Consider the following 13,440-nt stretch of genomic DNA (forward strand, 5'->3'; position numbering starts at 1 on the left):
CAACATTATGCGCTTCAAATTATTTATTGGTCTTGTGATAAGTCTGGCTGTTAGCCGTTACGCGGGTGCGCAGGGCTTTTTAAAGGCACAGGGCAAATTAATTGTTAACGACAAGGGGCAGAAGGTCATATTGCGCGGCATGGGCCTTGGCGGCGATATGCTGCAGGAAGGCTACATGTTTAAAGTGGCCATGCTGAACCAGCAATATAAGATCCGCGCGGGTATTGAAGACCTGGTCGGCCCCGAAAAAACGGCAGAGTTTTATAATACCTGGCTGGCCAATAATACCCGCAAAATAGATGTGGATAGTATGGCGCGCTGGGGTTTCAACTCCATCCGCCTGCCCATGCACTTTAACCTCTATACGCTGCCGGTGGCCGATGAACCCGTAGCCGGTAAGAACACCTGGCTAAAAAAAGGTTTCGAAATGACCGATAGCCTGCTAAAATGGTGCAAGGCTAACCACATGTACCTGATCCTTGACTTGCACGCTACTCCCGGCGGCCAGGGTAACGATTTGCCCATAGCCGACCGTCACCCCGATCAGCCTACGCTTTGGGAAAGCCGCGCCAACCAGGAAAAAATGATAGCCCTGTGGGCAAAGCTGGCCGAGCGTTATAAAGACGAACCCAACATTGGCGGTTACGATATCATTAACGAACCCAATATGGGCTTTGACGACCCAAAGGATGTGCGCGGTACTAACGAGAAAACCAACGCCCCGTTAAAAAAGCTGATGATGGAAATTACCGCCGCCATCCGCACGGTAGATAAAAAGCATATTGTTATTATTGAAGGTAACGGCTTCGGCAACAATTATAACGGCGTGCTGCCTGCCTGGGATAATAATATGGTGCTCAGTTTCCATAAATACGGCAACTTTAATACCGAAAAGCAGATAGCCAACTTTATGTCCCTGCGCGATAAATATAATGTGCCGCTATGGCTGGGCGAATCGGGCGAGAACTCCAACACCTGGTATACCGAATGCATCGGTATGGTAGAGCGTAACGATATCGGCTGGAGCTGGTGGCCATTGAAAAAAATGGGCGGCAACAACCCGTTGGAAATAAAAGTACCCGACGGTTACCAAAAACTGCTTGACTACTGGAGCAAAAAGGGCCCCAAACCATCCGCTGCCGAAGCACAGGTAGTGCTTGACCAATGGCTGCAAAACCTGAAGCTGGAGAACAACATCATCCACCGCGATGTGATAGATGCCATGTTCAGGCAGGTACGCACAGCAGATACCAAACCATACAAGGCTAATATCATTACCAATAACACCACTATCCTTGCCGCCGATTACGACCTTGGCCGCCAGCGCTCGGCCTATTACGATACCGATACAGCCAGTTACCATTACACACCCGGCGTAAACACGGCCGGTAACCGTGGTTACGCCTACCGTAATGATGGGGTAGATATCCGCAGCGACAAAGATGGCCCATACATCAGCAATATAGAGGATGGCGAATGGCTGCAATATACCCTCCATGTGAAAGCCAAAGGCGTTTACACCCTGCGTTTGGCCGTTAGCAGCAATGTGGCCGACGGTAAGCTATCGATTAAGAACGGAGATAAAGCTTTAGGTGAGAACCTTGTGCCAAACACCGGCGGCACCCAAAACTGGCAAACGTTGGAATTGAAAGGGATCAGCCTAAATGCCGGCACAAACAAGTTGCGGGTTTACGCAGATAAAGGTGGCTGGTTGTTCAGGAATATGGAGTTTGTGAAGTGATTAAATTGATTTCACACTAACAAATCTGTGAAATCCTTTTAAAGTCAGTGTAATCACCCAACAATAACACAAAGCCCCCGGTTTTTGCCGGGGGCTTTCTCATATCCTTTTCAATCGGGGCGTTTGTTAGAATATCAGCAGATCTTTGAATTTACAGTGTGGCGCTCTTCTCTACAAGTACGTTGCGCGCTTTCATAGATGTGGTAGTGGTTGGGCCGGGCGAACCGGATGCGCCTTCCATTTGGTAATCGATAATAATATTCATGGGCTTACCCACAAAGTTTGCACCGGTTTGCGTGCTTTTCAGCACCCCGTCAATCCAATATTCGATGCTTACATCGGTGGCGTTTGTCTTGGTCATATAAACCGAATAAGTATGCCAGCTCGATGGGCTTGATATCGCCGTCCCTACGCTCGACCAGCCGCCGCTGGCGTTTTTATAGGTGTTGGTCCAGCAGGTGCTGCTGCCTTTAAACTCCATAAAGTCGCTTTCGGGCGGCCAGCTGCTGGCTCCGGTTGCCCAAAACGCGGGCCAGGTACCGGTTGCGGATGGATTTTGGAACTCGCCCTTAAAATGCCACTTGGGCCACGATGCATCAACCGTAGCGATAGCCTTGGCGTATACCGTACCCGAATAATAATGGATAGTCAGGTAAGGGTCTTTACTGCTGTTGCCTACGCCGCTGGTGGGTGTACTGCTCAGGGTAAGCACCCCGCCCGAAACGGAGATGTTTTGTGTGCGCATGCGGGCAGAACCATTATGGTCCGATCCCCAGGGATAAAGGTTGTTCCAATAAGTGCTGAATGAGCTGAACGAGGTAGTTGGGATTACATTCACCCAGCTCACCGCGTCGGTTTTCAGGTTGGCCGCGCCGTCGGTTACAGGTTCGGTACTTATTGTTTGTTCTTTTTTGCATGCGGCAAGGCAGGCAAGCAGGCCTAAGCCAGCCATAATAAAGGTTAATTTTTTCATAAAAGATTTCTTAAAAATTTAATTGATTAATTATTTGATATTCTTTTATTAATTGGCAGAACAAATAACGGTGGGTAACGAAATGCACGGTGGGGGCAAATCCGCAATTTTAGAGGGGTGTATTTTCGCGCAGCCATATGTTAATCGGGCATAGCAAACTGCCTTAAACAGAGATATGAATTGGCAATTTGCTTCCTAACTTTATCAACCATCGCCAATAATTATGAAAATAAAACTGATACCATACAGCGCCATTGCCCTGCTAACTGCCGCGACCGCACAAGCGCAAACCAGCAAGCCTGCCGACAGCGCCGAATACAACCTTTCTGTTCCCGCCGCCAAAACGCTGAACAGCTCGCTGCCCAACGCCAGTTTCGGGCCCTGGATCAATTACCGCACCCGCAATATCCCTCAGTTGATCAACTATAAGCCAGCGGCAATAGCCACCGATGCTTTTGGTGGCCGCATGGATAAAAAAGGCGCAAAGACGGGCTTTTATCACACGCAAAAAATAGACGGCCGCTGGTGGCTGGTAAACCCCGACGGGCATTTGTTTATCCACGAAGGTGTTTGTTCGGTAACGCCCGGGGCAAGCGAGCGCAATAAGGAGGCATTGAAAAAGAAATTCGGCGATAATGCCGGCTGGGCCAAAAGCATGGTGCAATCCTTAACCGAATATGGCTTTAATGGAGCGGGCGCATGGTCGGCGGTTGATGAGATCCGCAAGGCCAACCAGCAGGCGGCGAAGCCTTTAGCTTATAACGTCATCATTAATTTCATGAGCACCTACGGCGAAAAGCGGGGCGGCACCCACCGTGTACCCGGCCACCAGGGCTATCCCGGCAATGCCATCTTTGTGTTCGATCCCGGTTTTATAACCTGGTGCGATGAAAGGGCGAAGGACCTTGTAGTTTATAAAGACGATAAAAACCTGCTGGGTTATTTCTCTGATAACGAGATGCCTTTATCGCGCAGTAATTTGGCGGGTTATCTCTCATTAGATCATACCGAGCCGGGTTATATCGCGGCGGCCAAATGGGCTGTCGAAAACAACGTAGATACCACTAAGCTAACCGAGAAGAACAAGATCGATTTCCTCTCGTTTGTGAGTGATACCTATTTTCGCATTGTATCGTCGGCTATCCGTAAGTACGATGCTAACCACATGTATATCGGCTGCCGCTTTTATGGCGCGCAGCGCTTTTACCCCGAAGTAATTAAAGCCGCGGGCAAGTATGTGGATGTATTATCCATCAATTATTACAGCTATTGGACACCTATTTTAAAAGATATGCAAAACTGGGAGCAATGGAGCGGCAAGCCCTTCATCGCTTCCGAATGGTATGTAAAAGGCGATGATGCAGGCCTGGCTAACCATTCGGGTGCAGGCTGGCTGGTAAAAACCCAGGCCGACAGGGGCGCCTTTTACCAAAACTTTATCCTCAGCCTGTTAGAATCGAAGATGTGTGTAGGCTGGCACTGGTTTAAATACCAGGATAACGACCCGCAGCAAAAAGGCGCCGAACTTTCCAATATCGATGCCAATAAGGGTATTGTTGATGTTAATTACGATTACTATAAGCCGCTGATGGATAAGATGAAGGAATTGAACAAGCAGGTGTATTCGCTGACGGATTTTTTTGACGGGAGGAGGTAACCTCACGCCTCCCTATCAGAAAGGGAGGATCATAAAAATTCTTTTAAAACAAATCGGAATGGCTACCTGCCCTAACTAATATAATTTCGTTTTCAACGGTAATTTCAAGCCATATAATTAACAGGTCGCCTTTAACATGGCACTCCCAGTTATCATTATAATTACCAGATAATTTGTGTGCCCGATACTTTTGTGGAAGCCCCTCCGCGCCTTTCACCGCGAGTTCATTTTTAAGAAAATCAAGAATAAGCGCTAAATCCTTTGCTGATCTCTTTTTAATCAATTTCAGATCTTTTTCAAACCTGTTTGTAAAACTTAAGATATACATATAGAATTAAAGACTTTGAAAGAATGCATCAAGGTCTTCTATCTTTTGAGTTTTTCCTGCGCGGGCTTCGGTAATAGCTTTTTTAGTGATGTTATTAGGTTCAGCTTCACTTTCCATAACATTAACGATCTTGCCATTTAATCTTTGGGTAAGTTGTTCAAACAGGTCACGGTCTTTGTCCGGTATCTCTATGGTTAATGTTGTCATTTTAAAAGGGCTTTATCCGTGTGGTATTATACAAATTTACGTGATTTTTCTTAAAGGTGAAAGCATTGCTATGCCAGCTATTTTGCTATATTTAAAGCACATACAGCACACCCCATCATGAGCGTTAAATATTGTGTCCCTGTTATCCCCAGCGCTAACCTTCAGCGCAGCCTGCGTTTTTGGGTAGATGGTTTAGGCCTAAGCATCGACCGTGAAATGCGGCAGGACGGCAAATTGATTGGTTGCATGGTGCATAACACAGGGGTATACTTTTGGCTCAACCAGCGCGATGGCGGGCCAATACCCGATGGACACGAAGGCATCCGCCTTTACTGGACACCGGAAGATCTTGTTGCTACCCGCGAACACCTGAAGCAGCTGGGCTTCGAAGTTTCGGAAATTACAGACCGCGACTATGGCCAAACCGAATTTTTCCTTACCGATGATGACGGCTACTCTCATTGCTTCGGGGTGGCTACAAAGGCATAAGACGCTTCGCGCGAACCCATCTTTGGTTTTTTCGTACCTTTGTGCATCAGGGGCTAAATTGCCCCGTGCAAATTATATGTCATCAGCACCGCAAACGCCAACTACCGAAAAGGATAACCTGCACCCCCGCAACGCGCACCGGCAGGGTTATGATTTTAAGCTGCTGATCAAAGCCGTACCTGCCTTACGTCCGTTTGTTAAGGCTAACCAACACGAGGTGGAATCCATCAACTTCAGCGATGCGGAAGCGGTTAAACTGTTGAATAAAGCTTTGCTGAAAACCAACTACGGGGTAAACGACTGGGATATCCCCGATGGCTATCTTTGTCCGCCCATACCCGGCCGGGCCGATTATATTCACTACATCGCTGATCTGCTGGCCGAAGCCGATAAGGGCAACATCCCCGAAGGAAAAAAGATAAAGATACTGGACATCGGCACCGGCGCCAACTGCATTTACCCCGCCATTGGCAGCAGTGTTTACGGCTGGCAATTTGTAGCTACCGATATCGACCCGATAGCCATTACATCGGCCAAGCGCATCCTGGCGGCCAACCCTGCTTTAAAGCAAAACATTATACTAAGGCAACAAACCAACAAGCATAATATTTTTAAAGGCATTATGCTGCACGATGAGGGTTTCGACGCCACCATCTGCAACCCGCCTTTTCATGCATCGGCACAGGAGGCGCAACTGGCGAGCATTAACAAGTGGAATAAGCTGCAACTAAAGGGTAAAACATCGCTCAACTTCGGCGGGCAGAAAAAGGAGCTCTGGTATCCCGGCGGCGAAGCGGCGTTTATTAAACTGATGATAGAACAAAGCGCGCTGGCGCCCAAAAACTGCATGTGGTACACTACGCTGGTATCCAAAAAAGATACACTGCCCGGTGTTTACAGATTACTGGAAAGGATAAAGGCGACCGAGGTGCGCACCATCAACATGTCGCAGGGGCAAAAGCAGAGCCGCATTGTAGCCTGGACGTTTTTGAATGAAGTTGAGCGGGCGGATTGGGTGAAGACATGGTGGAAATAGGACCGCTGATTTTTAATGATTTTTTGATTTCGTTGATTTGTTTAATTTCACAGACCTGAGGAGGATTTCACAGATTTTTTGGATATTGATCGGTGAAATCATTTCTAAAATCGGCGAAATCACAATAAAACAATATGACAGTAGCAGAAGCACTTACCGCGCTTGAAGCAAAGGGAAACGAGAAGCGCCGCCAGCATAATACAAAAAACGGCGCGGGCAATAACCAGTTTGGCGTAAACATGGGCGATATCCGCGCGCTGGCGCTAAAGATAAAAACCGACCATGAACTGGCTAAGGCCCTGTGGGCAACCGGCAATGTGGATGCCCGCTTTTTGGCTACGCAGGTAATGAACCCTAAATTGTTATCAGTTGCGGATATTGAGGATATGCTGCGCGCTGAGCAGTTTACGCAGATAGTAGACTGGCTGTATACCAACATCATTAAAGAACGCTCCGATAAAGAGCAGCTGCGCCAGCAATGGATGCAATCTGATGATGTGATGCTGGCCCGCCTGGGTTGGAGTTTAACCAGTGGCCGCATTACCCGCAGTCCGGAGGGCATAGATATCCCTGCGCTGCTTGATCGTTTAGAAAAGGAAATGCCTGCCGCCGCTCCCGGGGTGCAATGGACCATGAACACCGCCCTGGCGCAGATCGGCATTAACCATCCTGAATACCGTGACCGTGCGCTGGCCATTGGTGAGCGTTTGGGTATTTATCGTGATTATCCTGTATCTAAAGGATGTACATCGCCGTTCGCGCCAATATGGATCAACGAGATGGTGAAGCGGCAGGGATAGCAACAATATCGTTACCCATCGCTAAAACTATAAATTTCGTTAACAATCCAATTTTTGTACAGCATTGCCTGTCATTTTTGTGGCATGCAATTAAAGTTTACAAAATATATCATCGCCATCTGCTGTGTGGCGCTCTTCCAATTGGCTTCGCAAGCGCAAAACGCGCCAAAATATAAAGGCCGTGTCAGCGGCCGCGTAACCGATTCCATCACCAAAACCCCGGTCGATTTTGCAACTATCAGCATTTATAAAATGGGCGCTACAGCCCCGTTCAATGGCATCAGCGCCGATGCTAAGGGCAACTACACCATCACCAATATCCCGGCAGGTACATATAAAGTAACGGTTGAGTTTTTAGGCTATAAACGCAAAACCATACAGCCGGTAACCATTACCGATGCCGCTCCAAATGTATCCTTAGGCAATGTACTGCTGGCAGGCAGCCAAACCACCTTAAATACGGTTAATGTAGTTGGCCAGGCACCGGTGATAGAAAACAAGATAGATAAACTGGTATACAATGCCACCAACGATTTGACCGCGCAAGGTGGCGTAGCGCTGGATGTGTTGAAAAAAGTACCGATGGTTACGGTAGATATCGACGGTAATGTGGAATTGCAGGGTAGCCCCAGCATCCGTTTCCTGATCAACGGGAAGCCATCCAGCATATTCGGCGCCAGTTTGGCCGATGCGCTGCAGTCTATCCCCGCCAGTCAGATCAAAAACATCGAGGTAATTACCAGTCCGGGCGCTAAGTACGATGCATCGGGTACCGGGGGCATCATCAACATTGTGTTAAAAAGCAGCAAGGTACAGGGTTTCAATGGCAGCATGAATCTATCGGCCGGGACAAGGTTAGAGAACGGTTCGCTCAACCTTAACGCCCGCCGTGGCAACGCGGGCATTAACGCCTATATCAGCGGCAATGAGCAGTTGAACACGGTAGGCAAAAGCAGTTCGCTGCGTACATCATACAACAACAGCCGCGATACGCTGACCCAGTTTTTGCAGGATGGCAGCAGCGGTTTTAAGCGCAGCGGTTATCAAACCGGGATCAGCTTTAACTGGTCTATCAGCAAAAAAGATGAGCTGACGGCAGCGGTAAGCCATAACGAATCGAACAATCTTAATAACGGGCTCACTAGCCAGGACCAAAGCACACGCGGCCTTTCGGGCAACCTGATAGCCGACCTGATGAACCTGCGCACATCCAACAGTAACGGGCACGAGCGATCGACCGATATGAGCCTGGAATACAAAAAAACATTTAAAAAAGAGGGACAGGAACTGAGCTTTCAGTACGATGCCAGTTTCGGCAACAATACAGCCGATGCCTTTCAACGCCAGGACTACCTGACGGGTGGTAAACCATCAACCGGCACCAACAGCAGCAACCCTGGCAAGGAGAACGAGATCAATCTTTCGCTTGATTACGCCCACCCGGTAACTGATGATATTATGATTGAAGGCGGCCTTAAAACCGTTATCGAAAGCCTGAGCAGCAATACCGTTACCGATACCCTGCTGGCCAATGGCGGCTATGCCCGCAACGCTAACCAAACTTATGGATTCAACTATCACCGCAATATTTACGCGGCCTACCTGTCGGCATCGGCGGGGTTTTTTAACAATTTTATAGAGGCTAAAGCGGGCCTGCGTTACGAGCGCACTAATACCCGTATCGATTTCCCCGGCGCGGTGATCCCTGGTTACAATATCTTTGCCCCCTCGTTTGTATTGCAGCACAAGCTGGATAAAACGCAATCGATAAAAGCGGCCTACAGCTTCCGTATCGAGCGGCCCGATTATGGCGAAGTAAACCCTTTTTATAATATCAGCGACCCACGCAATATCAGTACCGGTAACCCTAACTTACGCCCCGAGCTGGGCCATAATTACGAATTGGGTTATAGCAAAAGCTTCGCCAAAGGTGGCAACATTTATGCCGGTGCGGTATACCGCTACAATACCGACGATATACAGGGCTACACCACCTTTTTCCCTGTTTTAAATATCAACGGCACCCAATATACTAATGTGTCGCTTAGTCAGCGTACCAATATCGGTTCGCAAACATCCATCGGTATAAACATTTTCGGTTCGGTGCCGGTAACCTCAAAACTAAACCTGCGCACCAATATTCAGGCGGGCAGCCGCAGTAACAGCAACCCCGGCAATGCCACGGTAACCGCGTTCAGCTACCGTGTAAACCTTAATGCCAGCTACGAGTTTAGCAACAATTTTGTAGCCGAAGTTTTTGGCAACTACAATGCCCGGCAAAAAACCATACAGGGCACGCGCCCCGGCTTTGGCTTCTATAACATCGCGTTGCGCAGGCAATTCATGAATAAGAAAGCCAGTCTGGGGTTAACAGCCGCCAACCCTTTCAGTCAGTACGTTAACCAAACGGCTACCGCTTTCGGACCAAACTTCAACCAAAGCAGCCTGCGGCAGGTACCCTACCGTTCGTTTGGTATCAGTTTGAGCTATAAATTTGGTAAGCTGGAATTTAAAAAGGAAAAAGACGACAATAATGGCGGGCCGCAACAAGTGTTGCCTGATCAGGGGAATTAATATGTATTGTAGCGATGGGTTTGAAACCCATCGCTACAATACAAGAATACCTTTCCACCTCCAAAATCCCCGCCTAATTACTATCATTGCATATTAATACTTGCCATGATGGACATAAAAGTTATCGCTTTTGATGCCGACGACACCCTTTGGGTAAACGAGCCTTACTTCAGGCGCACCGAGGAAGCTTTTTGCGAACTAATGGGCGGATACCTCTCACAACACGATATCGAGCGCGAACTGCTGAAGATAGAGATCGGCAATTTGCCGCTTTACGGTTATGGCGTTAAGGGCTTTATCCTCTCGATGATAGAAGCGGCCATGACCATATCCGACAAAACCATCAGCATTGATATTGTTGAACGCATTATTAATTTGGGCAAAGCTGTTTTAGACGAGCCTATTGAACTGCTGGATGGTGTGGAAGAAGTGCTGACCGCCCTGAAAGGCAAATACCGTTTAGTGGTAGCCACCAAAGGCGACCTGCTCGACCAGGAGCGCAAGTTACGTAAATCGGGCCTGGGGCATTATTTTCACCATATCGAGATCATGTCGGAAAAGGATGATGCCAACTACCTGAAACTGCTGCGCCATTTGGATATCCAACCGCAGGAATTGCTGATGGTGGGTAATTCGCTAAAATCGGATGTGTTGCCGGTGCTGAATATCGGCGGCCATGCGGTACACGTACCCTACCACATTACCTGGGCGCACGAACAGATAGATAATACGATAGAAAACGACCGCTTTAGGAGCGTGGAGAATATTAAGCAGGTGCTGGAGATCCTATAGAAACAAAGCCGGGAAAGGCTTGTTGTTTTTGCTGATATTTGCACTACAAAACCGCTACAACCAATTTAACATTCATCTGCAAGGGTAAAATGCCCTATTTTTACTGATATGAAGAAACTAACCCTGCTGCTTTGCGGCTGCTTTTTGTACGTAACAGGCTTTGGTCAATCTAATCCTGAGATAGCCATCATTCCCAAACCAGTAACGCTGGTAAAACACACCGGCACCTATACGCTGCATAAGAGTGTCAATATAGCGGTAGTTGGCGCGGGTACTAAACCCGTTACCGATTTTTTGGTAAGCAAGTTTAACGCCGTTGGCATACTGGGCCTCCCTACACAGGTATCGGCTATCCCGGCTGCTATAAAATTGGTTATCAATAATAAACCTGATGCTGCAATTGGCGATGAAGGCTATAACTTGTCCGTTACCACCAAGGGCGTGGTGATAAAAGCCAATAAATCTGCCGGATTATTCTACGGCGTGCAAACCATGCTGCAATTGTTGCCCAAGGAAATTGAAAGCGTGGATAAACCCACCGGCATCACCTGGAAAATGCCGTGCGTACAAATTACCGATTATCCCCGCTTTGCATGGCGCGGGCTGATGTTTGATGTGGCCCGCCACTTCTTCACCAAGGCCGAGGTGAAGCGTTATATTGATAACATGGTGCGCTATAAGTTTAACCTGTTGCACCTGCACTTAACCGATGATGAGGGCTGGCGCATCGAGATCAAAAGCCTGCCGCGCTTAACCCAGGTGGGGGCCTGGAACGTAAAGCGCGTAGGCGATTTCGGCTCTTTTATGCCAACCACGCCTGATGAGCCGCGTAATTACGGCGGTTTCTTTACACAGGATGATATCCGCGAGATAGTAGCTTATGCTAAAAGCCGTTTTGTGGACATTATGCCCGAGATTGATGTGCCGGGGCATAGTTTGGCGGCTGTGGTAGCCTATCCCGAATTATCTGCCACGCCGGGTGCCGACCAGTACAAGGTACGCTCGGGCGAGAAGATCATGAACTGGGCCAGCACCGGCAATACCGCGCTGGTGGATAATACGCTTAACCCGGCTAACGAGAAAACTTATGAGTTTTTAGATAAGGTGGTTACCGAGATAGCTGCCTTGTTCCCGTTCCCTTACATTCACATGGGTGGCGATGAGTGCGCCAAAAACTTCTGGGCGCAAAGCGCAGAGGTGAAAGCCCTGATGGTAAAAGACACGCTAAAGGATTACAAAGAGGTGCAGGCTTATTTCGAAAAGCGTTTGGAGAAGATAGTGGAATCCAAAGGCAAAAAATTTATGGGTTGGGACGAGATCACCGAGGGCGGCCTTGGCCCTAACGCGGCGGTAATGAGCTGGCGCGGTACCAAATGGGGTATCGAATCGGCAGCGCAGGGCCACGAAGTGGTAATGAGCCCGACTGAATGGTGCTACCTGGATTATATGCAATCGGACCGGGTGACCGAGCCACATGTATACGCCAGCCTGCGCCTGAGCAAAGCCTACCAGTTTGAGCCGGCTCCCGAGGGCATTAACGTAGCCATGGTAAAAGGCGGCCAGGGCAACCTGTGGACCGAACAGGTATACAACTTTCGCCAGGCCGAGTATATGACCTGGCCGCGCGGCATGGCCATTGCCGAAAGCGTTTGGAGCGCCAAAGGCACCAAAAACTGGCTGGAGTTTTTTGGCCGGGTAGAGAAGCATTTCCCAAGATTGGATGAGGCTGAGATCAAATACTCGCCTGCTGTTTACGACCCCAATTTCGGGCCATCTATAGCTCCCGGAAACGAACTTAGGGTTGAATTAACCACCGAGATACCGGGGCTGGATATTTATTACAGCTTTGATAATTCGCTGCCCGACAGGTTTTATCCTAAATACACCGCACCGCTGATAGCACCTAAAGATGCCAAGCAATTAAGGGTGATCACCTATCGCGGCAAGCAGCCTATAGGCCGCATGATCACTATGCCGATAGATGAATTGAACACCCGCATAAAACGCGTACCAACCGCGCCGCCGATAACTACTAATCCACCGGCACAACCTAACCCAACGCCGGTAGCGCCAAAGCCGGGGCAGGTACCTGTGAAGTAGTATAAAAAACAAAAGCAATGGATATTCATTGCTTTTGTTTTTAGGCCCTTCCAACCTTTAGTGTACAAATTTGTAAATAGTATTTGTTATTTTTGTTATATATGACAACGTTAACAATTGATGTTTTAGATGAGAAGGCACTAAATCTGTTAAAAGATTTAGAGCTGCTTAAAATAATCCGTGTCAGAAAAGATAAAAACAGGGATGATGCTATTGCCCCTGATATGGTAACTAAATACAAAGGCGCGATGACCGCGCAACCATTAAACGAGGTTGATAAGCAATTGGACGAACTGCGCAACGAATGGGAGTAAAATATCTTTGGGATACAAATCCGGCTATTTATTATCTGCAAAAACAATTTCCGGCCGCTTCTGAGGTTATTATGGATAATATCATAACCGAAGCAACGCCTGCAATATCAGCGATAACAGAAATAGAATTACTTTGCTGGAAGGCTGCCACAGAAAATGATATCAACGTTTTGAAAAGCTTTATTAAAGATTCTGTTGTATTTGGGCTGGAAGAATTGATTAAGGAAAAAACCGTTGAGATAAGAAAAACTTATTCTATTAAATTGCCAGACGCTATTATTGCCGCTACAGCGTTAGCATACGATCTTACACTAATAACCAGGAATACAAAGGATTTTGCTAAAATACCTCAGCTGAAATTGATAGATCCGTATCAGGTTTAACAATTAGATAAAAGAAAAGCGATGGTTTTGCCATCGCTTTTCTTTT

General features: G+C 47.9%; 13 protein-coding genes. 10 read left to right on the forward strand and 3 right to left on the reverse strand.

Translation table 11 applies throughout. The annotated features are described in order from the left end of the window. Positions 1-7 precede the first annotated feature (7 nt). On the forward strand, positions 8-1,741 hold the full coding sequence (locus HQ865_RS19935; protein ID WP_173416592.1) for a cellulase family glycosylhydrolase: 1,734 nt from the start codon (positions 8-10) through the stop codon (positions 1,739-1,741). Positions 1,742-1,892: 151 nt separating this feature from the next. On the opposite strand, the gene HQ865_RS19940 is transcribed toward HQ865_RS19935, so the two are convergent. Continuing rightward, positions 1,893-2,714: a glycoside hydrolase family 16 protein gene (locus HQ865_RS19940; protein ID WP_173416593.1), complete on the reverse strand. Its 822-nt coding sequence runs from the start codon at positions 2,712-2,714 to the stop codon at positions 1,893-1,895. Positions 2,715-2,937: 223 nt separating this feature from the next. On the opposite strand from HQ865_RS19940, the gene HQ865_RS19945 reads away from it, so the two are divergent. Further along, positions 2,938-4,371: an agarase gene (locus HQ865_RS19945; RefSeq protein ID WP_173416594.1), complete on the forward strand. Its 1,434-nt coding sequence runs from the start codon at positions 2,938-2,940 to the stop codon at positions 4,369-4,371. A gap of 43 nt (positions 4,372-4,414) precedes the next feature. On the opposite strand, the gene HQ865_RS19950 is transcribed toward HQ865_RS19945, so the two are convergent. Together HQ865_RS19950 and HQ865_RS19955 are read right to left on the reverse strand one after the other, a co-directional pair. After that, on the reverse strand, positions 4,415-4,699 hold the full coding sequence (locus HQ865_RS19950; protein WP_173416595.1) for a type II toxin-antitoxin system RelE/ParE family toxin: 285 nt from the start codon (positions 4,697-4,699) through the stop codon (positions 4,415-4,417). A gap of 6 nt (positions 4,700-4,705) precedes the next feature. Continuing rightward, a complete protein-coding gene (locus HQ865_RS19955) occupies positions 4,706-4,906 on the reverse strand; it encodes a hypothetical protein (protein ID WP_173416596.1) in 201 nt (66 codons plus the stop codon). 117 nt (positions 4,907-5,023) lie between these two features. Here HQ865_RS19955 and HQ865_RS19960 point away from each other — a divergent pair, with 117 nt between their 5' ends. The 8 genes from HQ865_RS19960 (at position 5,024) to HQ865_RS19995 (ending at position 13,394) form a co-directional block, all read left to right on the forward strand. After that, the gene (locus HQ865_RS19960; protein WP_173416597.1) at positions 5,024-5,395 is read left to right on the forward strand and encodes a VOC family protein; all 372 of its coding nucleotides are present in this window, start codon (positions 5,024-5,026) and stop codon (positions 5,393-5,395) included. 76 nt (positions 5,396-5,471) lie between these two features. Next, positions 5,472-6,431: a 23S rRNA (adenine(1618)-N(6))-methyltransferase RlmF gene (gene rlmF, locus HQ865_RS19965; RefSeq protein WP_173416598.1), complete on the forward strand. Its 960-nt coding sequence runs from the start codon at positions 5,472-5,474 to the stop codon at positions 6,429-6,431. A 134-nt stretch (positions 6,432-6,565) separates the two neighbouring features. Next, complete coding sequence (locus HQ865_RS19970) at positions 6,566-7,231, forward strand: DNA alkylation repair protein (RefSeq protein ID WP_173416599.1); 666 nt, start codon at positions 6,566-6,568, stop codon at positions 7,229-7,231. Between the two features lie 84 nt (positions 7,232-7,315). Then, the gene (locus HQ865_RS19975; RefSeq protein ID WP_173416600.1) at positions 7,316-9,805 is read left to right on the forward strand and encodes an outer membrane beta-barrel family protein; all 2,490 of its coding nucleotides are present in this window, start codon (positions 7,316-7,318) and stop codon (positions 9,803-9,805) included. Positions 9,806-9,910: 105 nt separating this feature from the next. Beyond that, the gene (locus HQ865_RS19980) at positions 9,911-10,597 is read left to right on the forward strand and encodes an HAD family hydrolase (protein ID WP_237073498.1); all 687 of its coding nucleotides are present in this window, start codon (positions 9,911-9,913) and stop codon (positions 10,595-10,597) included. Between the two features lie 108 nt (positions 10,598-10,705). Beyond that, complete coding sequence (locus tag HQ865_RS19985; protein WP_173416601.1) at positions 10,706-12,697, forward strand: beta-N-acetylhexosaminidase; 1,992 nt, start codon at positions 10,706-10,708, stop codon at positions 12,695-12,697. Positions 12,698-12,798: 101 nt separating this feature from the next. Continuing rightward, a complete protein-coding gene (locus HQ865_RS19990) occupies positions 12,799-13,011 on the forward strand; it encodes a hypothetical protein (protein ID WP_173416602.1) in 213 nt (70 codons plus the stop codon). After that, complete coding sequence (locus HQ865_RS19995) at positions 13,002-13,394, forward strand: type II toxin-antitoxin system VapC family toxin (RefSeq protein WP_173416603.1); 393 nt, start codon at positions 13,002-13,004, stop codon at positions 13,392-13,394. Before HQ865_RS19990 ends, HQ865_RS19995 begins: the two co-directional genes overlap by 10 nt. Positions 13,395-13,440: the final 46 nt, after the last annotated feature.

This window comes from Mucilaginibacter mali (genome assembly GCF_013283875.1).
Taxonomy (GTDB): Bacteria; Bacteroidota; Bacteroidia; order Sphingobacteriales; family Sphingobacteriaceae; genus Mucilaginibacter; species Mucilaginibacter mali.

Bases quoted from the DNA above. Each gene is read 5' to 3' on its own strand.
- HQ865_RS19935 (WP_173416592.1), top strand. From the start codon at position 8: ATGCGCTTCAAATTATTTATTGGTCTTGTGATAAGTCTGGCTGTTAGC.
- HQ865_RS19940 (WP_173416593.1), bottom strand. From the start codon at position 2,714: ATGAAAAAATTAACCTTTATTATGGCTGGCTTAGGCCTGCTTGCCTGC.
- HQ865_RS19945 (WP_173416594.1), top strand. From the start codon at position 2,938: ATGAAAATAAAACTGATACCATACAGCGCCATTGCCCTGCTAACTGCC.
- HQ865_RS19950 (WP_173416595.1), bottom strand. From the start codon at position 4,699: ATGTATATCTTAAGTTTTACAAACAGGTTTGAAAAAGATCTGAAATTG.
- HQ865_RS19955 (WP_173416596.1), bottom strand. From the start codon at position 4,906: ATGACAACATTAACCATAGAGATACCGGACAAAGACCGTGACCTGTTT.
- HQ865_RS19960 (WP_173416597.1), top strand. From the start codon at position 5,024: ATGAGCGTTAAATATTGTGTCCCTGTTATCCCCAGCGCTAACCTTCAG.
- rlmF (WP_173416598.1), top strand. From the start codon at position 5,472: ATGTCATCAGCACCGCAAACGCCAACTACCGAAAAGGATAACCTGCAC.
- HQ865_RS19970 (WP_173416599.1), top strand. From the start codon at position 6,566: ATGACAGTAGCAGAAGCACTTACCGCGCTTGAAGCAAAGGGAAACGAG.
- HQ865_RS19975 (WP_173416600.1), top strand. From the start codon at position 7,316: ATGCAATTAAAGTTTACAAAATATATCATCGCCATCTGCTGTGTGGCG.
- HQ865_RS19980 (WP_237073498.1), top strand. From the start codon at position 9,911: ATGATGGACATAAAAGTTATCGCTTTTGATGCCGACGACACCCTTTGG.
- HQ865_RS19985 (WP_173416601.1), top strand. From the start codon at position 10,706: ATGAAGAAACTAACCCTGCTGCTTTGCGGCTGCTTTTTGTACGTAACA.
- HQ865_RS19990 (WP_173416602.1), top strand. From the start codon at position 12,799: ATGACAACGTTAACAATTGATGTTTTAGATGAGAAGGCACTAAATCTG.
- HQ865_RS19995 (WP_173416603.1), top strand. From the start codon at position 13,002: ATGGGAGTAAAATATCTTTGGGATACAAATCCGGCTATTTATTATCTG.